Source organism: Ventrimonas faecis, from assembly GCF_040096075.1.
GTDB classification, from domain to species: Bacteria; Bacillota; Clostridia; order Lachnospirales; family Lachnospiraceae; genus Brotaphodocola; species Brotaphodocola faecis.
The window spans coordinates 77142-99103 of the sequence record NZ_JBBMFJ010000001.1; the positions used below are offsets into that span (position 1 = coordinate 77142).

Consider the following 21962-nt stretch of genomic DNA (forward strand, 5'->3'; position numbering starts at 1 on the left):
CGGTTGCTTCAGCAACCATCTGCCATTGCGCCGAGTGCGCATCCTCGCGGAGCTTTTTTGTATGATAGGACGCAATTTCCTATCATACAAAAAAGCCGGCCCGTTTCCGGGCCAGCCTTCTGACTTTGCTTTCTTTTTACTGCTCGTTGATGTTGACACCTGCGATGCGGATGTTAACATCCAGCACGGTAAGTCCGGTCATGTTCTCGATGGCGGACTTGACACGGTCCTGCACACGCTCACTCACATCCGGGATGTTGTAGCCATACTTGATGTTTAAGGACAGGTCTACGGACACATGCTCCTCTGTCACGTCTACCTTTACGCCCTTGGACAGGTTCTTCATGCCAAGCTTTCCAACCAGTTCGTTGGTGATGTTGCCAGCCATGGAATCCACGCCGTCTACCTCAGTTGCTGCCAGGCCTGCAATGATAGCTACCACTTCATCCGCGATGCGCACCTCTCCCATCATCTCTTTTTCATATAATTTATGTGTATTTCTTCCTTCTAACTCTGCCACAGTGTTCCCTCCTCAGATCAGACAGATTTCACGGCCTTTGCCCGAAATCTTTATTTCCTATAGTATAACAAATCTGCCCTGATTTGCAAAGGGGCTTTTGTTTTTTAATCCTCCAGATTCAAAAGCGTAATGATAATATTTTCCGCACTAACCTCCGTTTTGCGCTTCACGATATCCTCGATCTGGGCCCGCTGCTGGTCAGTGATGGAGGGCGCGTTGATGACCACATCCACCTTTCCATCGGTCAGGCTTACCACCGGATCCGCAAAGCCCCGGGCCTGCAGAAGCGTCTCCGCCGCGTTTTCTTTTTCTGCCACCGCGGTCAGGGCGATCATATTCTGGATGGCCTCCTGCTTGGCAGACTCGTCAATGTTCGTGCTGTTGATGATGGAATTTAAGGTTTCCTTATTTCTTGCCCGGATCTGTTCCCGGTTTAACTGCACCCCTGCTATGTAATCCGAAACTGTAAGGCCGCTGGTCAGCACTGCCTCGCCCGGATTTTCCATCCCGGCCTCCTCACCGCCATCCCAGCTGTCAATCTCGGCCAGCTCCGTTCCCGCATCTGATTCTGCCAGAAGGCTTCCCTCCTGCGATGCCTCTGCCTGAAGTCCGGATCCTTCCGCCTGGGGCTGCGCCTCCTCGATGACGGCACTGTCTCCCAGTCCGTTTTTCTGGTTCTCCGCCAGCAGGTCCTCCTCGGAAATATCAAAGGTTCCTGCCTGATAAATTCCGTCTCCGGCGCTGGCCTCCAGTTCCCGTTTTCCCGCGTAATTCAGATATCCGGCAGCCGCAATCATAATGGCCAGGGTCGTGATGATGATCTGATTTCTTCGAAACAGTTTCTTCATATTGATGTCCTGCTTTCCTGTTCCTTCCTGTTTTGGTATTCCTTCCCGTTTCAGTCTCATACCGACGCTCCTTTTTTACTCCACCCGCTTTAACACTTTTATTTTATTCGCCGGAAGCCCGAATAATGCCTCCATGGCCTCGGAAATCTCTGCCTGCACGGAGGGCTGGCCGCCGCCGGAGGCACTGATGACGATCCCGGCAATCTCCGGATAGACCTCTTTTGCCACCACCGGCTCCTGCCCGCTGCCGCTTCCCGTCAGTACCGTGCTGTGTTCCTGGTCCATGCTTTCCACGGACCGGTCTGTTCCGCTCCCCTTTTCCGTGGTTACCGATTTTGAGGTGCTGTTGTCCACCTGAATCACCTTTTCCGCAGAGGATTTCAGCACGATCATCACATCGACCTCACCCACACCGGAAACGCCCCTCAGAATTTCCTTTACCCGCTTCTCCAGTTCCCGCTCATAGGCGGCCGCGTCCTGCCCGGCTGCCATAGAGGCACTTCCCGCCTCCTCCACATTCCGGGATGCCGGAAGTGCCATCCGGCTGCTTTTACTGCCCGCCGGAAACGCCAGGATACAAAGGATCACGCCCACCGTCAGAAGAAAGACCCACCGGTCCTTCCCCTCCGGCAATTTTAATTTCCACATACTGCTCCTCCAGACCATAATACTCCTGAATCTTATTTGACAGCTTCTCCTGTTCTGCCGGTGCGGACTGCGCAGAAAGAACTGCCCGGATTTCCCGCACCGTCCCAAACTCCGGGCTGCTTTCGTCATCCTCGATCCGGACGCTGCAGTCTGACAGGGAAACTCCGAGAGACTGCGCAAGCTCCCTTACATCCCGGCCAACCGCCTCCTCATACTGTGAGAAAATCTGTCCCAGGCGTTTTTGCTCTGTCACCCCCAGCTGTTCTTTCAGTTCTTCCGCTTCTCCACGGACCAGCAGATCCTCATAGCTGCGCGCCAGCACCTCCTCTAAGTCAAATCCGGAAGTAAACGGCTCTACTGCCAGCAGGACCAGCACCATGCCCGCAAACAGCCGGATATACTTTCCGTACTTCTGTCCCGGCAGCAGGTTCTCCATCACGGATAAAAACAGGAAAAACGCTGTCAGGTTCCGAATCCACTCGTAAACTGCTGTCACGCAACCGCCTCCTTTTCCTCCGGAACTCCCGGGTGCAGACACATGCACCGCACATGCCATCCCGCCTTTCCTACGATGCCAGATAAGCTGCATTGGTTCCCTGGCAGATCAGGGCTATGGTGACCGCGAAGAGTAAAAACCCGGAGGCTGTTACCGTCAGAAGCATTTTCTGCGCCTGGGCAACACCGCTTAAACAGACCACCAGACGCTTGTCCGCCACCGGCTGCAGCACCGCAGCCACGCTCCGGTAGATCAGATACAGTACAAACAGTCTTGCCAGAGGTACAATGGAAAACAGAAACAAAAGGAGAACCGCCGCCGCTCCCATGGTATTCTTGATCAGCACCCCAGAACCCAGCATCAGTTTTGTCACCGCTCCTGCCCCGTCTCCAATGCCGGGAATCGCCTGCAAAAGCCGCTGCATCCCGGCATTTTTCACAGAATCCGCATAGGGAAGCACCATGCCCTGAACCAGCTGGAATCCCAGTACGACTCCGAGCAGTGACCGGCTGCCCCACAAAACCGCGGATCTTAAAAGATCCAGCATCCGGGACAGCATATCTTCCTTCACCATAGAACCAGCCATCACCGACAGAAAGTAGATGCGCACCAGCGGAAGCAGCAGTCCCGCATAGAGTCTCTGCACTCCGGCAATCAGAAACAGGGCCGCTTCATACCAGGCCGCAGAGGAAAGCCCCGCTCCGGACCACACCACCGCTGTGAAATAAGAAGGAAGCAGTACCTTCATAAACTGGATCTGGCTGTCTAAAACCCGGGCCGCAGCCTCCGCGCTTTCCCCAAACACCGCCGCCAGAAGCGCAAAGGACATCAGATAGGTCAGAAAAAATCCGGTCTCTGCCATATTCCCGCCGGAGAATACTTCGGAAAATCCGGCAAACAGAGCCCCAAACAGGCCCAGCGCCAGAAGTCGCCCCGCCATGCGGTTTTTTCCCTGCAGTTCTCCCAAAATTTCCTGGCGCAGTCCGTCCAGGCACAGGGATGCCGCCTCCTTTGTATTGCCGGACGCCAGTGCCCGCATCAGGTCTCCAAGGGTAAGCCGGTGGCCGGAAGTTCCAAGCTCCTGTCTTAAATACGTCTCAATATCTCCGATGCCGGAAAGCCCGTCCCCCGAAAGCGCCGCCTCCACCGCGTTAAACATGCCCTCCGGCTCATCCACGGCAATTTCACCTGCAGCATCCAAGGTATCCGGTATCTGCTCCGTCTCCGGCAGCTCATCCGCACCAGCTTCCTGCACCGCGTCACCCGTGTCCATAGCCCACGTCCGGCTTTCCGGCCCGCTGAACACACAGAATAAAAAAAAGCCGGTCACAGGCAAAAACAGCCATCTTCTCCCCCGCCTCATGCCAGAAGCCCCTGCAGCGTGTCCAGAAGCGCCAGGATAACCGGAAGGCTGACCGCCAGAATGGAAAGCTTTCCAAAAATCTCGATCTGGGTTCCCAGCGCCCCATAGCCCGCATCCTTACAGATTCCGGAGGAAAACTCCGCAATATAGGTGATCCCCGTCATTTTCAGCAGCGTATTCAAATAGACCGGATTGATGCGGATCATGTTCTGGATTTTCTGAAGCCCCTCTAAAATCCCCTTCAGTCTCAGGGTTCCGTAAAAAAAGATCACGCAGGCTGCTGCCAGCACCAGATACAGGCCGTACTCCCCTTTCAGGCTTTTTAGCTGGACTGCCATCAGCACTGTCATGATCCCGATGATTCCCACCGTTACTACCGTCATAGCATCCCCTACAGTGCAAACAGATTTTTCATAGTTTCAAACAAATCATAAATATAAGGCACCAGCCAGAACAGCACCAGCACAAGGCCCGCCAGACTGGTCAGAAATGCCTGTTCTTCCCGCCCGCTGTGCCGCAGCACCTGGCAGATCACAGATACCAGGATTCCCACCGCGGCAATGCGGAAAATCAGATTCACTCCCATATGTACCCTCCATCAGACCAGGATCACCGCAAGGAACAGGCCGCCCATCACCCCAAGGCTTGTATACAGCCTGCACCGCTCCTGCCGGTGTTCCCGCAAAACCTGCAGCTCCGTGTCCACCTGTTCCAGGTACAAAAGAAGCGTCCGCTCTTGAGTCTCCCGGTCCAGAAAGCCAAGGTGTTCTCCCAGATTTTCCAGGGTCTGCCTGTCCGACTTTGAAAGTGCCGTCTTCCCTTCCATTTCAGAAACCGCGTTCCTCCAGATCGCGGAAAATGGTTCCCCGGGCTGCGACTCCAGAGTAGCCGCTGTTTCCAGAAACAGGCTTCCAAGGACTCCGTCCACCCGTTTTCCCACGGTTTCCAGCGCTTCCGGCAGCGGCGCGCTGGCATACAGGATCTGCCCCTTTAAAAGAAATACCATCTGTTTTAACTGCTCCAGCTCCAGAATCCGCTGCCGGTACCGCCCGGAAAACCAGATTCCGGTCCCCGCAGCCCCGCACAGGATGCAGGCTGCGCCAAACAGCTTCATCCATCCCTGCATACTCAAAAGCACTCACCTCCCACCGGATAGAGCCTGCATCCCCTGGAATCGTAGATTTCCCCGATGTTGCCCACTTTTCCCCTGTTATTTAAGATCACGTACCGCTCGAACCATTTTTCCAGCACCATTTTCCGAAGCACCGGTTTCTGCTTGATGTCCTCGATGGAGCTTCCATGTACCGTAGCCACCAGCTTGCAGCCGCAGTTCATCACATATTCAATGGCCTCTAAATCTTCCCGGCTTCCAATCTCGTCCACCGCGATGACCTGGGGTGACATGGTGCGGATCAGCATCATCATCCCCTGGGCCTTGGGACAGCAGTCCAGAATATCCGTCCGGATTCCCAGTTCATTCTGCGGGATTCCCTGATAACAGGCGCCAATTTCCGAGCGCTCGTCAATGACACCGATGGTCAGGCCCGCATGCTCCACGCTTCCATTGGACACCTGGCGGATAATATCACGCAAAAGCGTGGTCTTCCCACACCGCGGCGGCGAAATGATGAGTGTGTGAAAGATCATGTCCCGGTCATACAGATACGGCAGCACTGCCTCCGCACAGCCCTTCACCTGATGGGACAGGCGTACATTGATAAAAGAGATGAACTTCATGCTGCGGATCCCGTGGCCGTCCGTGATGGTTTTTCCGGCAATGCCGATGCGGTGCCCGCCCTGGATCGTAATGAACCCCTGCTTGATTTCCTCCTCAAAAGCATACAGAGAATAACTGCTCATATAATCCAGCGTTTCCTTCAGCGCCTCTCTGGTCACCAGGTACGCCTCCTCTGCCCGCATGCTTAAATTTCCTCCCCTGGTGATGTAATACTCCCGGTTGTTGCAGATCATCAGAAGCGGTGCGTGAACACGCAGGCGGATCTCCTGTACCTGTTCAAAATCTACCGTGACCTGCTTTAAGATCTCCCGGATATCTTTGGAAAAAATCTTGATCAGTTCCTCCCGCTTATCCAAAAAAACACCCCTCCCCCTGCATAATATATATGAGGGAAGGGGTGTTTTATATTCATTTTACAGAATTTTCCTTTTACTGCTGTAATGCGCCGGATGCGTCAAACCGGTACTGCGCGCCGTCAATGGTGTACTCACCAACTGCCATGGCACCGCTTGCCGTGCAGTAGTAGCGGTTTCCGTTCCAGTCGATCCAGCCGGTCTGCATATAGCCCTGATCATCGAAGAAGTACCAGGTTCCATTTGCCGGATCCTGCCACCAGCCGCCCTTCGGGTAGCTGCCGTCCGCGTTCTGATACCACCAGCGGCCAGTGCCTGCTTCCTGGATCCATTTTGCCTGAATCACAACAGAAGCCTCTTTCTCTTCTGTGGCCTGGCCATCTTCCTTTTTGCCCGGACCGCCGTTCTGTAACTGGGATGTGCTTCCACCGTTTTTGATCATGTCGGCAAAATCTTCAGAAACGTAAGTTTCCTCAGATTCTTCGGACCAGTAACCATCTGTAAATTCCTTGGAATTGGACTTTGCCAGGGCACGCACCTTAAAGGTGTAATCGCCCTCTTTGGTCATCTTCTTTTCCATGTCGAAGGAATCTTTTTTGGTTTTAATGCTCTCCACCTGGGACTCGTTGCAGTAAAGGCGGACCTCATACTGGTAGGCGTCATCCACCTTCTCCCAGTTTGCCGTGGTGCCATCATCTCCCCAGTACAGGTCTGACACGGTATCCAGTCTGGTCTTGGATGCCGCAAGCGCGGTTGCCGCTCCCGCAATCGTCAACAGTCCTGCTGCCACAACCAGGGCAATTCCCTTTTTCCAGTTTTTCATATGAAACTACCTCCTTTTGATTATGAACCCCTTTTTTATTTATGATATGGTTCTTTATGAATAATCCGGTAGCTGCGGTAGATCTGCTCTAGCAGGATCACCCGCATCAGCTGATGCGGAAATGTCATCTTTGAAAAGCTCAGCCTGTAGTCGGCCCGGTTTAAGACCGCCTCTGAAAGTCCCAGGGAGCCGCCGATCACAAAGACCAGCTGGCTGACACCGCCAATGCCCAGCTTATTGATCTTTTCCGCCAGTTCCACGGAATCCAGCATTTTCCCGTCAATGGCCAGCGCAATCACAAACGCGCCATCTTTGATCTGCTCGAGGATCCGTTTCCCCTCTTTCTCCTTAATCTGCTGTTCTTCTGCCTCGCTGGCTTTATCCGGCGTCTTTTCGTCGGCCACCTGAAGGATTTCCAGCTTACAGTACCGGCTCAGGCGCTTCGCGTACTCCGCGATGGCATCCGTATAAAATTTTTCCTTGATCTTTCCTACTGTAACCAGTGTAACCTTCATGCCTCTCTCCTGCTTCTTTCTCTTCCGGATTTCACCCGCTTTACGGCTTTTCCTTCTTTCTTGCGCTCAATGCAGTAGATGATCTCCAGAAAACGGCTTACTTCCTCCCAGGCCTCCCGGCTTTCCGGGATCAGGCGCAGGGCCATCTGAAACACATGGAACATGCCTTCATAAACCGTAACGCGGAGTTTTCCATGGACTTTGCGCACCATTTCCGCAGCCCTTAAGGTATCATCTAACAGTACCTCCTCGCTTCCCACCTGAAACAGTATGGGCGGAAAGCCTTCAAAACTTCCAAACAGCGGGGAAATATATGGATCCTTCGGATCTGCGTCTCCAATGTAGGTGCTGTGAAACAACATGTTGTCGGTGGTGCCGCCAAACTGGGGATCCCGGTCAAAATTGGTCTGGTAAGATGCTCCGCTGTTGGTTAAGTCCGTCCAGGGAGACATGACCAGCACACCGGCCGGCAGTTCCATGCCATGATCCCGCAGGTACATGACCAGAGCCAGGGCCAGGCCGCCTCCCGCGGAATCTCCAGCAATCACAATCTTGTCCGCGTCGTAATGCTTTTCTCCGATCAGCCACTGATAAGCCGCCACCGCGTCCTTAAGGGCTGCCGGGTACGGATGCTCCGGCGCCACCCGGTAATCAATCGTCAGCACATCTCCGCCAAAGCTCCTGCGGCAGTACTGAATCGCGAAATCCCGGTAAATATTCTTCATGGGGCCAATGTAACCGCCTCCGTGAAGCTGCAGGATCACTCGTCCGGTACAAACACCGGTGGGCCGGAGATATTCCATCTTAAAATGCGGCATCTCCACAATCTCATATTCATAATCCGGCGGGCAGATCCAGGCCGGTTCCTTCGGATCCATCCGGTATTCCCCGGTCTGGATCTTATGTCCCATGGCGGAATCCATCATGTTCTTCATCATGTCCCGCACCAGTTTTCCGCGCAGACTCACCTCTCTGTTTTTCAAGCAATCTTCCTCCGTCTTAAGCTTAGTCTGTTTTGTTTCTGCCCGATTCTGCCACACTCAGATATGCAGGCGGCGTTTTAATTCTTCTTTCCAGCTTCTGCGGCCACTGACGTAGTCGCGAATTCCCTTTGCCGCGTCCACTCCGGTGTTTCCCACCTGCTTTGCCATGCGCGTAGCCTTTTCCTCCGCGCCTCCGCGCCGGATCAGCACCTTGCGCACCCGCGGATACATATCCCGCTTTGCAGCGGCAGAAAGCTCATTGCCCTCAAACCGCACCGGCACACCGTCTTCCTTTAATTTGCGGAAGAAACGCTTCTGCAGGCGGCTGTCCGCAAAGACTGAGGTAAAGGTAATGACCATCTCATCTTTATAGGCACATACCGCGCACTTGACCGGCTGGCGTCTGGAAACGCCGATCATCAGGTGGAACCGTTCGATGAGATCCGCGTATTCCGGCTCCATCTGCACCGGCCCGATGTTGGACAGTGTCATGGTGTAAGCCCGGTCCTTAAGCCGGAACACCAGGGAAAGCGCCGGAGCCTTTAAAAAGAGTGGAATGGCCCGCAGGTACCATTTTTTCTCATTGGATACATTGTATGCAATGCTCTCCGCCAGTTTGTCTTTTTCAATCTTGCGGTCCATCTGGCTGCTCACCTTCTGGAGCAGCACCTCGAACGGGATATCCGGATTCCGGAACAGCCAGCCGATCATGGTAACCGCAAAGAAATTTGCCATGGTGTCGGAACCAAAAAAGGCCCGCAGATTAATGGGCAGATTCAGGACCACGGCACGCCTGCTGCTCTTTCCACCCAGATACTCCTGCCAGATAGACCAGATCAGCGCAGCCGCCAGATACTTGGTAATGCTGACCCCATGCTGTTTGCAGACCGCTTTTAAACAGCTCACCGGCACATAGCCATGCAGAACCTGCCCGGTTCCCAGCGGCAGATAGTGCCCTTCTAACTGATAAGCCGGTCTGGAGCTGTAGCATCTTGGTTTTCCGTCTTCTCCGTGCTCTAAGTAACTGTCCTGAACGTGGAAGACCTCCTGCTTTCTGGCATTCTCGTCGTCCCGGGTCATAAACTCCGGCGCGCCCGCCGCCAGGCGCAGATACTGTCTGGTCAGGCATTTTAAGAAATTTACCGCGCCAAGCCCGTCTGTGAGCGCGTGAAAGACTTCCAGATTGATGCGCTTCTCATAATAGGTAACCCGGAACAAAAACTTCTGGTTCCCATGGGGATCGATAAACCGGCAGGGATAGGTATTTTCCCGCTTTACCTGCGGGATCCGGTCATTTTCCTCAAAATAATACCAGAAAAGTCCCCGGCGCATCTTCACGCGGAAATTCCGGATCTCCGGCAGAATTTTCTCCAGCGCCCTGCCAAGAAGCTCTGGATCCACCGGTTCCTTTAAGGTCACCGAAATCCGAAAGACCTGGCTTACATTTTCATTTGCGATCACCGGAAAGATTTTTGCCGTGTTGTCCAGCCGTCTCCACCGGTTTTTCCATCTGTTCTGTCCCATGATATTCCACCTCTCATGCTGCTGTCCCTGTGCTGCGCAGGCAGTCATCCATCTGTTCTACGCCCGGAAATAATAGCCCACACCCCACTTGGTATGTACGTATTTCGGGTCGCTCGGACTCGGCTCGATCTTCTCACGCAGACGTCTCACGTGAACATCCACGGTACGCACATCGCCGGATTCCGAAGCCTTGTTGCCCCAGACAAAAGACAGAAGGCTCTCTCTGGAATAGACTTTGTTTGGATTGCAGACCAGAAGTTCCAGAAGGTCAAACTCCTTGGCTGTCAGATTGATTTCCTTTTCTCCGATAAATACCCGGCGGCCTTCCCGGTCAAGCTTTAAGTCCCCGGCGGTGATCATCTTATTCTCCGCCGCTTTGCCTTTTCCGGACTTTCTGGAATTTCTGCGCATGATTGCCTTAATGCGCGCTTTGACCTCAAGAATGTTAAATGGTTTTGTCACGTAATCGTCCGCGCCGTATTCCAGTCCCAGGATCTTGTCCATGTCTCCGCCCTTGGCAGTCAGCATGATGATGGGCATTTCGGAAAATTCCCGGATTGCCTGACAAACCTCAAAGCCGTCATACTTGGGCAGCATCACATCCAGAAGCACGACATCATATTCTGTCTGTTTTGCCAGATTGATTGCCTCTTCCCCGTCATACGCGCAGTCCACTTCCATCCCGTCCTGTTCCAGACTGAAACGGATGCCCTTCACGATCAGTTTTTCATCATCAACCACCAGAATCTTTGCCATGTTCTCACCTATTCCCTATACTGTAATATTTTCTTTTATTTTCTGAAAGGCCGCGTCCTTAATGCCCGGCACCTTCATGATATCTTCTATTCTTGTAAAACTGCCGGCCTCCTTCCGGTAACGGATGATATCCTCCGCCCGGGATGCCCCGATGCCCTTCAGCGTCATCAGTTCCTCCAGGGAAGCCGTATTGAGGTTGACCAGACCCCTCTGCCCTGCCGCAGAGTTTCCGGCATCTCCGTTCCCGGTTACTGCATGCTGGCTTTGCGCCTGCCAGGATAGATCCTTCGCCTGGGCTTTGGATGGAACCTCCAGCCTCATGCCATCTGTAACAGGTTCTGCCAGGTTCAGCCAGGACTCTTCCGCGTCATCTGTAAATCCCCCCGCCAGATCAACTGCCTCGTAGATCCGTGCGCCTTCCGGGAGCGTGTATACACCGGGTGACTGCACCTTTCCGCAGACATATACATAACACAGGGCAGCTTCGTTTTCCCGGGAAGCTTCGGTGTCTTCCGGATATTCCCCGGTTGTTTCCGTGCTGCTTTCCGGCGCGCTCTCTGCCTGAAATGCCCTGTTTCCATGCACAGATACTGCCTCTTTTGCCGTTTCCCGGCTGCCGCAGCTATAGAAGCATCCCGCCGCGAACAGACATACCGCAAGCAGCAGCCACTTAAAAATCGCAGATTGTTTTTTCTTCATGGTATTCTCTCCGTTTCCAAAGAGAATCCCGGATTCAGCCTAGCTCTATTCTACCCAAAGCATTCGGCAAATACAAGCGGTATTTGTAAAAAGAACAGGTTCAAAAGGGGCTGCCGCAAAAATATCCCAGGAACGTTCCTGCTCCATTTTTGCGACAGCCCCTTCAGAATCCCACCCCTGTTTACTGTTCGGATGGTGATTTGGTCAGCTGGCTTTCATCCTGTCCGGCCGTCTGAACCGGAGACACACCAGTCTGGTCCTGCCCTCCTGCCTGACCGGATGGTCCCGTCTGACTGTCCGCGGACGCTCCGACTGTCGGCGTTGCCTGGGTCTTTCCTGCTGACAGGCTTACACCCGGACCGCCTGAGGAAGAACCAACCGTGTAGGTTCCGCTTCCGGTGTTGCCTGCTGCCAGCTCCGGATAATCATAGAAGGAAGCCTCAATGCAGACATTGCCGGTGATGCCTGCCACGGAACCCGTCTCGGTAAACTGCCAGATCTTGCGGTTCTGGAAGTCACCGTTCGTGCCATAGCGTGCATACCAGATATCATATGGTACCTGGGATATATCGACATAGTTCGTCAGCCACTGGTTGTTTCCATAGAGGATGGGACGGTATCCGGCATCCGCAATGGCCTTGCAGAAGATGTTGGTCTGATTTGCCAGCTCCTGCGGTGTCTTTCCGTTGTCCAGCAGATATTTGGACTCTACATCGTAGGCAACCGGATAGGAAATCTTATATCCCCGGATCTGTTCCAGCACATACTGGGCTTCCTGGCGCGCGGTCTCTTCATCCAGTGCCATGGAATACAGGAACACACCCACACGGATGCCATGGCTGATGGCACCCTCCATATTTTCTTTAAAATAAGGATCCAGGTCATTTAAGTATCCGACACGGATCATGGCGAAGGTCACGCCGTCCGCTTTCATGGCGTCCCAGTCAATCGGACCTGCCTGGTTCTGGTATTTGGAAATGGTAACGCCCTTGGCCACCGCTCCCTCGATCTTTGTGCCATCACTGCGGTAAAAGCCCTGATCCTGCACCGTCAGTGTCTCTGCTGCCATGGCCGGTACTGCCGGAGCCTGCAGAGCGAAAAGGCCGCAGAGTGCCAGCGCCGCCAGGCGTTTTCCTGTATGTATCTTACGAAATATCATAAAAAATCTCCTCTCTGTCTGTTCACTAACGTCCATGTGTCCTAGTGTAATCCAGACGGAAAGGAGATTCAATTTCGATTCTTTTAAAAATTTCTTACTATTTTGTAAGACCGAATACCTGCTCCGCGTAATTGACGGAAGCCATGGCATCACGGCAGTACTGGTCTGCTCCCATGGTATCGGCATATTCCTGGGTCAGCACGGCGCCACCCACCATCACCTTCGCCCAGGGTGCCGCCTTGCGAAGCTGCACGATGGTTTCTTCCATGCTCGGCACGGTGGTGGTCATCAGCGCAGAAAGGCCCACCAGTTCAATATGCTGTTCCACAGCCGTCTCCACAATGGCCTCCGGCGGAACATCCTTGCCCAGATCCAGCACATCGTAGCTGTAGTTTTCCAGCAGAACCTTCACAATATTCTTTCCGATATCGTGAATATCACCCTTGACCGTTGCCAGGATGATGGTTCCCTTTTTCTCCTGTTTCTGGCCGCTGGCATCCATCTTTTCCTTGATCACCTCAAACGCGCCCTTTGCCGCCTCTGCGCTCATCAGAAGCTGTGGCAGGAACATGGTACCCTTCTCAAATCCTTTTCCCACGACATCCAGCGCCGGAATGATCTGGCTGTTGATGACGTCCAGGGCATCCTGGGTCTCCAGCAGTTCCCTTGCCGCCTGCACAGCCTGGTCTTTTAAGCCCTTCACAATGCTGGCATGCAGATCCGAAGTTCCCTGGCTGCCTGCTGTCCCGGCTACAGAGCCGGATGCCGAACCACCGTTTCCGGTCACTGCACTCTGTCCCAGGCTTGCCACCTGCCCACTGTAAACAGAAATATACTCACTGCACTGGGGATCCAGATTCATCAGCGCCCGGAAGCTGTAGTACGCGCGCATCATAGCCTCGGAATTCGGGTTGATGATGGCAGCGCTTAAGCCATTCTGCATGGCCATGGTAAAGAACGCCGCATTGATAATCTCACGCTGCGGCAGTCCGAAAGAAATGTTGGACACACCCAGAATGGTCTTTCCATGAAGTTCATCCCGTACTCTTCTTAAGGTTTCCAGCGTGGTGATGGCACCCTGGCTGTCTGAGCTTACTGTCAGGCACAGGGCATCAATGATAATGTCTTCCGGCCCGATGCCATACTCTGCTGCCGTCTTATAAATCTTTTTTGCCACCTGAATGCGGCCCTCTGCCGTCTCCGGGATACCGCCTTCATCCAGTGCCAGCGCAACCACAACGCCGCCGTACTTCTGTACCAGCGGGAATACCGTGCGCATGGACTCTTCTTTTCCGTTCACGGAGTTAATGAGCGGTTTGCCGTTGTATACACGCATGGCCCGCTCCATGGCCACCGGATCTGTCGTATCCAGCTGAAGCGGCAGGTCAATGATGCTCTGCAGCTCCCGTACCACCTCTTCCAGCATGGATGGCTCATCAATCTCTGGAAGACCCACGTTTACATCCAGCACATGGGCGCCATGATCTTGCTGGGTCACGCCTTCCTGTAAAATATACTGCAGATTGTGATCCCGCAAAGCCTGCTTGAATTTGGACTTACCGGTCGGGTTGATACGCTCACCGATGATAACCGGATTCTTTCCAATCTCCACAGCCTGGCAGAAAGAGGACACCACCGTGCGGTTCTTTTTCGTCACCGGAACCGGCTTTTTATTGCGGCAGCGCTCTGCCACCATGCGGATATGTTCCGGTGTGGTACCGCAGCATCCGCCCACGATCCGGGCTCCCATATCCACAATTTCTTCCTCGGTCTTTGCGAAATGCGCCGCGTCAATATCGTAAACGGTCTTTCCATTCTCGCTTCTCGGCAGGCCCGCGTTGGGGTTGATCATGACCGGAATGGAAGAAACCTCCAGAATATCCTTTAAAATCTCCTTCATCTGAACCGGGCCAAGGCCGCAGTTCATACCAAGTACATCGACGCCCAGGCCTTCCAGCATAGCCACAATGGATGCCGGGCTTCCTCCGGTTAAAAGCTTGCCCCGCTCATCGAAGGTAACGGTAACAAACACCGGAAGATTGCAGCCTTCCTTCGCCGCCAGCACAGCAGCCTTGGTCTCATAGCTGTCACTCATAGTCTCAATCAGAACAAAGTCCGCGCCGGCGTCCGCTCCGATTTCCACCACTTCCCGGTAGATGGCGCAGCAGTCCTCAAAGGCCAGGTCTCCCATCGGCTTTAACAGCTTTCCGGTCGGGCCCATATCCAGTCCGATCCAGGCCTGTTTTCCGCTCTGGCGGATAGCCTCTTTCGCGTTGGTCACCGCGGCACGAATGACCGGCTCTAACTGAAACTCTGTATTTTCATTGTATTTTAAACGGTCCACACCGAAGGTATTGGTCGTCACAATATCCGCTCCGGCCTCCAGATAAGCTTTGTGAATCTTCACAAGCTCCTCCGGATGGGTGATGTTCCAGGTTCCCGGAAGTTCGCCCGGCTTTAATCCGGCCTCCTGCAAAAGGCTTCCCATTCCTCCGTCGCAGAATAAGATCCGGTTCTGTAATTCCTGTAATATATCCATGGTAAACGATATCTCCTTCGCGTTTTTTCTTTGCCGTCTGCTGCTTTACCTGCGGTAAGCGCAGTCCCGCTTAGCACAGACCTCACACCCCTGCACGGTACAGTTTCTTGGCAGGCGGCTCACGCCGATCACTGCCGTCACTGATTTGGACGGAGCCATAAGCAGACTGTCCGTCAGCGTCACACCGATCCGCTTGCCCAGTTCCAGGGCCGGCGCAATATAACGCTGGCATTCCAGTGGAAAATCCCCGTAGCCGGGACTGAACCGCGGACGCAGATACCAGCCCTTTTCTTCATATTCTTCTTTTAATTTCTGGTTCTGTTCATCGCAGAACGTTTCCAGCATGGCTACCGATGCCGCCTGCATCACCACCGCCTTGCTCATCTGGATCATGTTATAGCGGTGAAGCAGCACATCTACCTGGCTGCCCAGGGTTGCCGCAAACAGCAGCACCCGCTCACAGTCCTTCAAATTGCGTTCCAGACTTTTGCTTTCCGTCTGAAGACAGGTCATATCGATCACATGCCCCTGAAATGACAGCGGGTATTCTCTCCAGATCACTCTTGGGGATGCCGCCCGCTCCAGTTCCTGCTTGCACTGTATGATCAGATCTGCTGTATTCTGATCCGGCGCTGCTCCGTTTTTGCAGCCCAGATACCGCAAAAGTTCCCGGTCATTCCAGTGAAATGTTTCTTCTGTCAATGTTCTTCTCTCCGTGATTTCTGTGTTACTGTTTTTCTTTTTTCTACCGGATAATTTCAGAAAGGCTGTTTTTGATCTGGGCCGCCACATCCGGTTTGTTCATGGAGTACACATGAATGCCATTGACATGGTTCGCGATCAGGTCAATGATCTGCTCGGTTGCGTAGGCAATACCTGCCTGCTTCATGGCTGCCGGATTGTCACCGAAACGGTCTACGATAGCCTTAAACCGCGCCGGAAGATAGGTACCGGACATGGAACAGATGCGCTTGATCTGGGCCACATTGGTTACCGGCATAATGCCTGCGATGACCGGAACGGTAATGCCTTTCTCACGTACCCGGTACAGGTAGTTATATAAAATGTTGTTGTCAAAGAACATCTGGGTGGTCACAAAATCACAGCCCGCCTCAACCTTTTCTTTCAGGTGCTGAATGTCCTCGGTCTTGTTGACAGACTCCACATGGCCCTCCGGATAGCAGGCTGCGCCGATGCAGAAATCACCGGATGCCTTGATCTCGGCAATGAGCTCAGAAGCATAGCGGTAATCATGTTCTACTTTTCCATCCTTCGGAATATCCCCGCGCAGGGCCAGTACATTCTCAATGCCCTGTGCCTTTAACTGGTCCAGAACCGAGTGTACCTTCTCTCTGGTGGAAGAAACACAGGTCAGATGCGCTAACGGAGTAACCCCCTTGGCCTTTAAGGAAGCCGCAATGTCCACGGTATACTGGCTGGTTCCGCCGCCTGCTCCATAAGTAACACTCATGAATGCCGGGTTCAGCTTTGCGATCTCAGAAGCAGCCTGTTCTACAGACTCATATTTGTCCTCGGTCTTCGGTGGAAATACCTCAAAGGAAAGTGTCGGTTCGTTTTTTGCAAGAATATCTCTGATCTTCATAAGTAAGGTTCCTCTCTTTTTCTATGATTTCATAACGGTTGTGTTTCTCACAGGCACGCAATGTTTCTGTTTTTCTTTACAGACTGTCGGTATTTTCTCCATAGCTGTAGCTGTCGCTGCTTCTGTCCGGATAAATCCACACATTGCAGTTTTCATTCTCTGCACTCGGAAATTCCGCATTGATGCCGGCTCCACGCCAGAATCCTTCGGTCTGTGTCACGCTAAAATCCATCATCCGGTCATACAGCTCATCTAAATCTGCCGCATCCGAACGCTGATTTTGTTCGCTGTCCCATGCGTCCGCATCGTTTAACATCAGAAGAAACTGTTTCGTCATATCCGCGGCAGACCCCCGTCCCGGGACAGATAAGTAAATCTGATGCAGCTGACCGGTGGCTGTGTCATAATCAAAATCCACATACGCATATGTGTCTTCTGCTTCTATATAATAGGTATCTGTGGAAGAGAACCAGGTAGTCTCATCCGAATACACCGTATTGTGGGAATAGGTATCGGTGCCGGTCACTGGGAGCGGATAGGTATGGATCAGCTCCTGCATCGGAGTCTGCAAATCCTCGATTGTAACAGCAAAATGCGCTTCATCGGTACAGGGACCGCCATAATCCTTTGCTTCCTCATCCGTCAGTTCCCGGTAGTCTGCCCCATTCACGCTGTCAAACACGTTGCTGGTGATATCAATAAAAGAACTGGCCACACCACTCACCATCCGGAAAAGCCACATCACAACCATCAGAACAATATACAAAATGATTAGCTTTTTGACCGGATTTGCCTTTTTCACAACCGGCTTTGCCTGCCCCGCTGTGCCTGCCCTGGTCTGCCACTGTGCCTGATCTGTCTGCGCACGCCTGTTCCTGCTGTCTGACGCCTTTGGTCCAGCAGCAGCGTTTCGCCCCGGCTGATTCGGAGTCACGTTCTTTCTGGCATGTTTGCCCGTGTTTCCCAGTTTCCACGGCATTGCCCTCTGTTTGCCGATCCCGGCCTTTACGGCTTCCTGCTCTCCGTTGTGATAGCTGCAGTGCGCCTCATTTTTCGGATGGCGCTCATTCAGATAATAGGTCACATTCATGTACACCGGGTCCTTCACCCAGGAATGGCACGCGCTGCAGTAATGGGCGTGCTTCATGACCTGGTCACACACCGGACAGATTCGCTGCATCATAAAATGGCACCTCCTTACAGCATTTTTAACGCATTTTCTCCTAGTATAACATAAGATTCCGATATTTTCCACGAAAGGAAGCGGTTATTTTCCTGACAATTAAAACAGGGGTAAAAAATCCACCACGATAGATTTTTCGCCCCTGTTCCGACAACAGAATATTAACTTAAGAAATTTTCAATGATCACATTTTCCGCCTCTGCCTCAGTCATGCCAAGGGTGCGGAGTTTTAACAGCTGTTCATCGTTGATGCGTCCAATGGCCGCCTCATGAACAATGGCCGCGTCCACATGATTCGCCTGGATTTCCGGGATGGAACCGACTCTCGCGTGGTCCATGATAATGGAATCGCACTGGATATGCGCATGGCATTTGGCGTTGCCGACGGCCTTCGGATGGAACACCTGGGAAGACTCACCCTTTCCCACAGAACGGGATACGATCTGCGCGGAGGAACCGCTTCCGTTCATGCAGACCTCCATGTTGGACTCCGCATGCTGTTTTCCATCGGTCATGATACGCTCGATCACATAGAGTTTGGATCCTGCTTCCATGGAAACATTGGTATTACGGACCGTGGAATCCACACCCTTGATCTGAACTGTGTCCAGGGTAAATACGGAATTCTCTCCCACTTCAATGTTGGTTACCGGATTTAAAATACGGCTTCCGGTTCCATTGCCTTCGCCATAATGTTTCTCTTCGTAATGGACATTGGCATTCTTGCCCACATGGAAGGTATGGATGCCGTCATGTCGGCTCTCGTTACAGCCGCTGTTGTGAATGCCGCAGCCTGCCACGATCGTCACATCCGCACCATCCGCAATATAGAAATCATTGTAAACCAGATCGGTCATGCCGGAAACACTGACCACCACCGGAATAAAAACCCGTTCTCCTTTTGTATCGCCATCAATCAGAATATCAATACCCGGCTTGTCTTCTTTCTTGCGAATCTTAATGTGCTCACTGTCTCCATGGCAGATAGATACGCCATTCTGGCGGAGATTGTAAGCACCCTTCTGTGCAAAGCCCTCGCTGATCTGGTCCAGAACACCCTGGGTTGTCTCGTTGATCTGTGCCATCAGCAGACACCTCCTTCCAGTCCATTCGCGCACCTGCCGCAGCTTTCCCGTGTAAACAGGGTCGGAAGCACCTCATCACGGCTTCCATACTGTTTCACCTCTCCGTCCTCGATCACCATGATCTTATCGGCCATGCGAATGATACGCTCCTGATGGGAAATCAGGATCAGGCTTTCCTTTTTCTCTTTGTGAATCTCCTCAAACCGTTTGATCAGCATAGAAAAGCTCCATAAATCAATACCAGCCTCCGGTTCATCAAAAATGCTGACCTTATGCGGCTTTGCCAGCACTGTCGCAATCTCCAGGCGCTTCATCTCACCACCGGAAAGCGTGCCATCCATCTGACGGTTTAAATAATCTGCGGAACAAAGTCCGACCGCGGAAAGCAGCCTGCAGCTCTCAGCCTCCGTCAGTTCCTTTCCCGCTGCCAGAGACAGCATTCTTGCCACGGTCATGCCTTTAAAGCGCGGCGGCTGCTGGAACGCGTAGCCAATGCCCGCATTGGCACGGTGATCAATATCGTAACCGGAAATATTCTCCTCATCCAGAAAAATCTGGCCCTCATCTGCATTCTCAATTCCAGCCAGCACCTTAGCCAGCGTAGATTTACCGCCGCCGTTCGGGCCGGTAATCACTAACATTTCGCCATCCGCAACCTGAAAGCTGACATGATTGACCAGACAGCGTTTTCTGCCCTCTTCATTCACTTCGAATGTGAGGTTATCTACCTTCAACATGTGATTTTCACCTCTTCTATAGTATATCCACATTGGATAGTACCCCAATCAAACAGATCTGTCAATCTTTACTCCTAAAATCCTACGGATAACAGGTGTTTATGTATTGACTTTTCTTTTTTGCGAGTTATAATCGACATATGTCGAAAACAAGGAGGATTTCACATGCCAAGACCCCCAAAATGCCGGCGGATCTGTTTCACGCCGCAGTATGTTTCGTTCTGCCCGGAAAACGGACAGAACGATGATATCATCACCCTGACCCTGGATGAATACGAAGTAATCCGGCTGGTCGATCTGGAAAAGAAAACCCATGAACAATGCTCCGCGCAGATGGATATTTCCCGTACCACTGTCACGGAAATCTACGAAAGCGCCCGCTATAAGCTGGCACAGTGTATTGTGAATGGAAAGCGGCTCATCATTGCCGGAGGCAATTACCGCATCTGTGAAGGCCGGGAATATTCACGCTGCCAGCAATGCGGGTGTCATATGGCTGTGGCTGACCCTGTCCTCCCTGTTTCTAATCTACGACATCAAAAAGGAGAGGTTATTATGAAAATTGCGGTCACTTATGAAAATGGAGAAGTGTTTCAGCACTTCGGACACACAGAGCAGTTTAAACTTTACACGGTGGAAAATGGCGCTGTAACAGGTTCCGAAGTAGTTTCCACCAACGGAAGCGGTCACGGCGCGCTTGCCGGCTTCCTTGTGGAGCATAATGTAGATACGCTGATCTGCGGCGGCATCGGCGGCGGCGCCCAGAGCGCTCTGGCCCAGGCCGGAATCCGGCTTTACGGCGGCGTAAACGGAAACGCAGACGAAGCAGTCAACGCACTGTTAGCCGGAAACCTCGGCTATAACCCGGACGTACACTGCAGCCACCACGACCATGAGGGAGAGGGACATAGCTGCGGAGAACACAGCTGTCATTAAATCCAACAACAATATTATAAAGTAGCGAAAATGCCGGGCGGCGCCATTTGGCGCCTGTCCGGCATTTTCTGTGATACAATCAATTTTTATTTATTCAGCGCCTCAATCGCTGCCTGCACCTGATTATCCCGATCCAGCGGAACATCATACTGCCCAATGAGGTCTTCATCCAGTTTCTGTTCTACTTCCACATCCGGAGTCAGCCCCTTCTTGTGAAGGTCATGTCCGGCTGGGGTGTAGTAGTGGGCGGTGGTGATCTTGACTGCGGAGCCGTCGGTTAACGGGATCAGGCTCTGCACAATGCCTTTTCCGAAGGAAGTGGTTCCCACCAGGGTTGCTGCGCCGTAGTCCTGCAGTGCGCCCGCAAATACCTCTGCCGCGCTGGCGGACTGTCCGTTGATGAGCACTGCAATCGGCACATTCAGCTCATGATCATCTTTTTTCGGGAATTCTCCGTCTTCCATGCTGCTGCCCCGCACATCATGGCGGGTCTCGCCGTCCTGACAGTAGTAGCGCTCTTCCTGTCCGGTCTTGGTGGCGGTAGAAAGAATGGTGCCATCATGCTGGTTTTCCGGGAGAACATAGGCTGCCATCTCCACGCAGGAGGTTACCACGCCGCCCGGGTTGTCTCGCAGGTCAATGACCAGGCGCTCCATCCCCTGCTGCTCCAGATCCGAAACCGCGGAGATGAACTGCTCTGCCGTCACGGTATCAAACTGGGTTACTTCTACATATCCGGTCTGATCCGGCAGCATCTGGTGCTCTACCGTAGCTACCTCGACCATACGGCGCTGAATGTGAAGCGGAATCTCTTCGGTTCCACGAAGGACTGTCACATCCACATAGGAGCCTTCCTCACCGCGGATGTACTCCTGCACCAGAATGTCAAGTTCTTCCTCTGCCGCAGAGACATCCTTCACCTTATAGATGATATCACCCTTCTGCATGCCCGCCTCTTCTGCCGGGGAGCCCTGGAAAACGCGGAGCGCTGTCACTGCCCCGGTCTGCACATTTTTGCTGACCAGTACGCCAATGCCGCAATATACACCGCTGGTCTCCTCTGTCAGGGAACTGTACTCCTCCGGAGTGTAATAAACCGTGTACGGGTCATCCAGCCCGGCCAGCATGCCTTTGTAGATGCCGGTTTCCATCTGCTCCGCATCCTCATCGAACAGGAAATACCGGTCGATGATCTGCTGAAGCACGGAAATCTTTGCGTCCACCTGTTTTAAATTTACCTGGGTTCGAACGGCATCACTGCCAGAGCCCTCTGCCGTCGTATTCTGAGCCTGATTTTCGATCACGGTGCGCCCGATCACAGAAATACCGGTTGCCACACCCACAATGCCAAAACCTGCCAAAGCAGTTACAAGGGAACCTGCTAAGACGCCTTTCCAAAACTTTGACTTGCCTTTATTTTCTTTCTCCAATGATGTCACCTCGTCTGTTTATGA

The 21962-nt window shown here is 52.9% G+C and carries 24 protein-coding genes; 1 reads left to right on the top strand and 23 read right to left on the bottom strand.

Going from position 1 to position 21962, the window contains the following annotated elements; all coding sequences use genetic code 11:
- Nucleotides 1-136 precede the first annotated feature (136 nt).
- The 22 genes from WMO41_RS00345 to WMO41_RS00450 all read right to left on the bottom strand — a co-directional run bounded on the left by WMO41_RS00345 (nt 137) and on the right by WMO41_RS00450 (nt 19572).
- Nucleotides 137-472 carry an Asp23/Gls24 family envelope stress response protein gene (locus WMO41_RS00345; protein ID WP_118531089.1) on the bottom strand — a complete coding sequence of 112 codons (336 nt, stop codon included), beginning with the start codon at nt 470-472 and terminating at the stop codon, nt 137-139.
- A gap of 152 nt (nt 473-624) precedes the next feature.
- On the bottom strand, nt 625-1428 hold the full coding sequence (locus WMO41_RS00350) for a SpoIIIAH-like family protein (protein ID WP_349228100.1): 804 nt from the start codon (nt 1426-1428) through the stop codon (nt 625-627).
- Nucleotides 1429-1443: 15 nt separating this feature from the next.
- The gene (locus WMO41_RS00355; RefSeq protein ID WP_177292307.1) at nt 1444-2034 is read right to left on the bottom strand and encodes a SpoIIIAG-related protein; all 591 of its coding nucleotides are present in this window, start codon (nt 2032-2034) and stop codon (nt 1444-1446) included.
- Entirely contained in the window at nt 1919-2605 is a 687-nt protein-coding gene (locus WMO41_RS00360; protein WP_349228102.1) for a stage III sporulation protein AF, read from the bottom strand. Before WMO41_RS00360 ends, WMO41_RS00355 begins: the two co-directional genes overlap by 116 nt.
- The gene (locus WMO41_RS00365; protein ID WP_349228103.1) at nt 2583-3785 is read right to left on the bottom strand and encodes a stage III sporulation protein AE; all 1203 of its coding nucleotides are present in this window, start codon (nt 3783-3785) and stop codon (nt 2583-2585) included. The genes WMO41_RS00360 and WMO41_RS00365 overlap by 23 nt, the downstream gene beginning before the upstream one ends.
- An 86-nt stretch (nt 3786-3871) precedes the next feature.
- Nucleotides 3872-4258, bottom strand: coding sequence for a SpoIIIAC/SpoIIIAD family protein (locus WMO41_RS00370; RefSeq protein WP_177291917.1), 387 nt, complete (start codon nt 4256-4258; stop codon nt 3872-3874).
- 8 nt (nt 4259-4266) lie between these two features.
- Nucleotides 4267-4461 (bottom strand): stage III sporulation protein AC, encoded by a 195-nt coding sequence (gene spoIIIAC, locus WMO41_RS00375; RefSeq protein WP_118720174.1) that lies wholly within the window; start codon nt 4459-4461, stop codon nt 4267-4269.
- 12 nt (nt 4462-4473) lie between these two features.
- A complete protein-coding gene (locus WMO41_RS00380) occupies nt 4474-5001 on the bottom strand; it encodes a stage III sporulation protein AB (RefSeq protein ID WP_349228230.1) in 528 nt (175 codons plus the stop codon).
- 2 nt (nt 5002-5003) lie between these two features.
- Complete coding sequence (spoIIIAA, locus tag WMO41_RS00385) at nt 5004-5969, bottom strand: stage III sporulation protein AA (protein ID WP_349228104.1); 966 nt, start codon at nt 5967-5969, stop codon at nt 5004-5006.
- Between the two features lie 73 nt (nt 5970-6042).
- A complete protein-coding gene (locus tag WMO41_RS00390; protein WP_349228105.1) occupies nt 6043-6789 on the bottom strand; it encodes a hypothetical protein in 747 nt (248 codons plus the stop codon).
- 35 nt (nt 6790-6824) lie between these two features.
- On the bottom strand, nt 6825-7304 hold the full coding sequence (rlmH, locus tag WMO41_RS00395) for a 23S rRNA (pseudouridine(1915)-N(3))-methyltransferase RlmH (protein WP_349228106.1): 480 nt from the start codon (nt 7302-7304) through the stop codon (nt 6825-6827).
- Nucleotides 7301-8287 carry an alpha/beta hydrolase gene (locus WMO41_RS00400; protein WP_349228107.1) on the bottom strand — a complete coding sequence of 329 codons (987 nt, stop codon included), beginning with the start codon at nt 8285-8287 and terminating at the stop codon, nt 7301-7303. The genes rlmH and WMO41_RS00400 overlap by 4 nt, the downstream gene beginning before the upstream one ends.
- A 57-nt stretch (nt 8288-8344) precedes the next feature.
- Entirely contained in the window at nt 8345-9811 is a 1467-nt protein-coding gene (locus WMO41_RS00405) for an MFS transporter (RefSeq protein ID WP_349228108.1), read from the bottom strand.
- A gap of 57 nt (nt 9812-9868) precedes the next feature.
- Nucleotides 9869-10567 (bottom strand): response regulator transcription factor, encoded by a 699-nt coding sequence (locus WMO41_RS00410; protein ID WP_349228109.1) that lies wholly within the window; start codon nt 10565-10567, stop codon nt 9869-9871.
- Between the two features lie 15 nt (nt 10568-10582).
- Nucleotides 10583-11266, bottom strand: a complete 684-nt coding sequence (locus WMO41_RS00415) for a helix-hairpin-helix domain-containing protein (RefSeq protein ID WP_349228110.1) — start codon at nt 11264-11266, stop codon at nt 10583-10585.
- 181 nt (nt 11267-11447) lie between these two features.
- Nucleotides 11448-12425 carry a glycoside hydrolase family 25 protein gene (locus WMO41_RS00420; protein WP_349228111.1) on the bottom strand — a complete coding sequence of 326 codons (978 nt, stop codon included), beginning with the start codon at nt 12423-12425 and terminating at the stop codon, nt 11448-11450.
- Nucleotides 12426-12522: 97 nt separating this feature from the next.
- Entirely contained in the window at nt 12523-14964 is a 2442-nt protein-coding gene (locus tag WMO41_RS00425) for a homocysteine S-methyltransferase family protein (protein ID WP_349228112.1), read from the bottom strand.
- Nucleotides 14965-15009: 45 nt separating this feature from the next.
- Nucleotides 15010-15666, bottom strand: coding sequence for a vitamin B12 dependent-methionine synthase activation domain-containing protein (locus tag WMO41_RS00430; protein WP_349228113.1), 657 nt, complete (start codon nt 15664-15666; stop codon nt 15010-15012).
- Nucleotides 15667-15709: 43 nt separating this feature from the next.
- Nucleotides 15710-16567, bottom strand: a complete 858-nt coding sequence (metF, locus tag WMO41_RS00435) for a methylenetetrahydrofolate reductase [NAD(P)H] (protein ID WP_177292441.1) — start codon at nt 16565-16567, stop codon at nt 15710-15712.
- A 76-nt stretch (nt 16568-16643) separates the two neighbouring features.
- Nucleotides 16644-17750 (bottom strand): hypothetical protein, encoded by a 1107-nt coding sequence (locus WMO41_RS00440; RefSeq protein WP_349228114.1) that lies wholly within the window; start codon nt 17748-17750, stop codon nt 16644-16646.
- Nucleotides 17751-17911: 161 nt separating this feature from the next.
- Nucleotides 17912-18835 (bottom strand): SufB/SufD family protein, encoded by a 924-nt coding sequence (locus tag WMO41_RS00445; RefSeq protein ID WP_349228115.1) that lies wholly within the window; start codon nt 18833-18835, stop codon nt 17912-17914.
- Nucleotides 18835-19572, bottom strand: a complete 738-nt coding sequence (locus WMO41_RS00450) for an ATP-binding cassette domain-containing protein (protein WP_177292438.1) — start codon at nt 19570-19572, stop codon at nt 18835-18837. Before WMO41_RS00450 ends, WMO41_RS00445 begins: the two co-directional genes overlap by 1 nt.
- Before the next feature lie 165 nt (nt 19573-19737).
- On the opposite strand from WMO41_RS00450, the gene WMO41_RS00455 reads away from it, so the two are divergent.
- The gene (locus tag WMO41_RS00455; protein WP_349228116.1) at nt 19738-20508 is read left to right on the top strand and encodes a DUF134 domain-containing protein; all 771 of its coding nucleotides are present in this window, start codon (nt 19738-19740) and stop codon (nt 20506-20508) included.
- 86 nt (nt 20509-20594) lie between these two features.
- Here WMO41_RS00455 and WMO41_RS00460 read toward each other — a convergent pair whose 3' ends face one another.
- Nucleotides 20595-21938 (bottom strand): S41 family peptidase, encoded by a 1344-nt coding sequence (locus WMO41_RS00460; protein ID WP_349228117.1) that lies wholly within the window; start codon nt 21936-21938, stop codon nt 20595-20597.
- Nucleotides 21939-21962 lie beyond the last annotated feature (24 nt).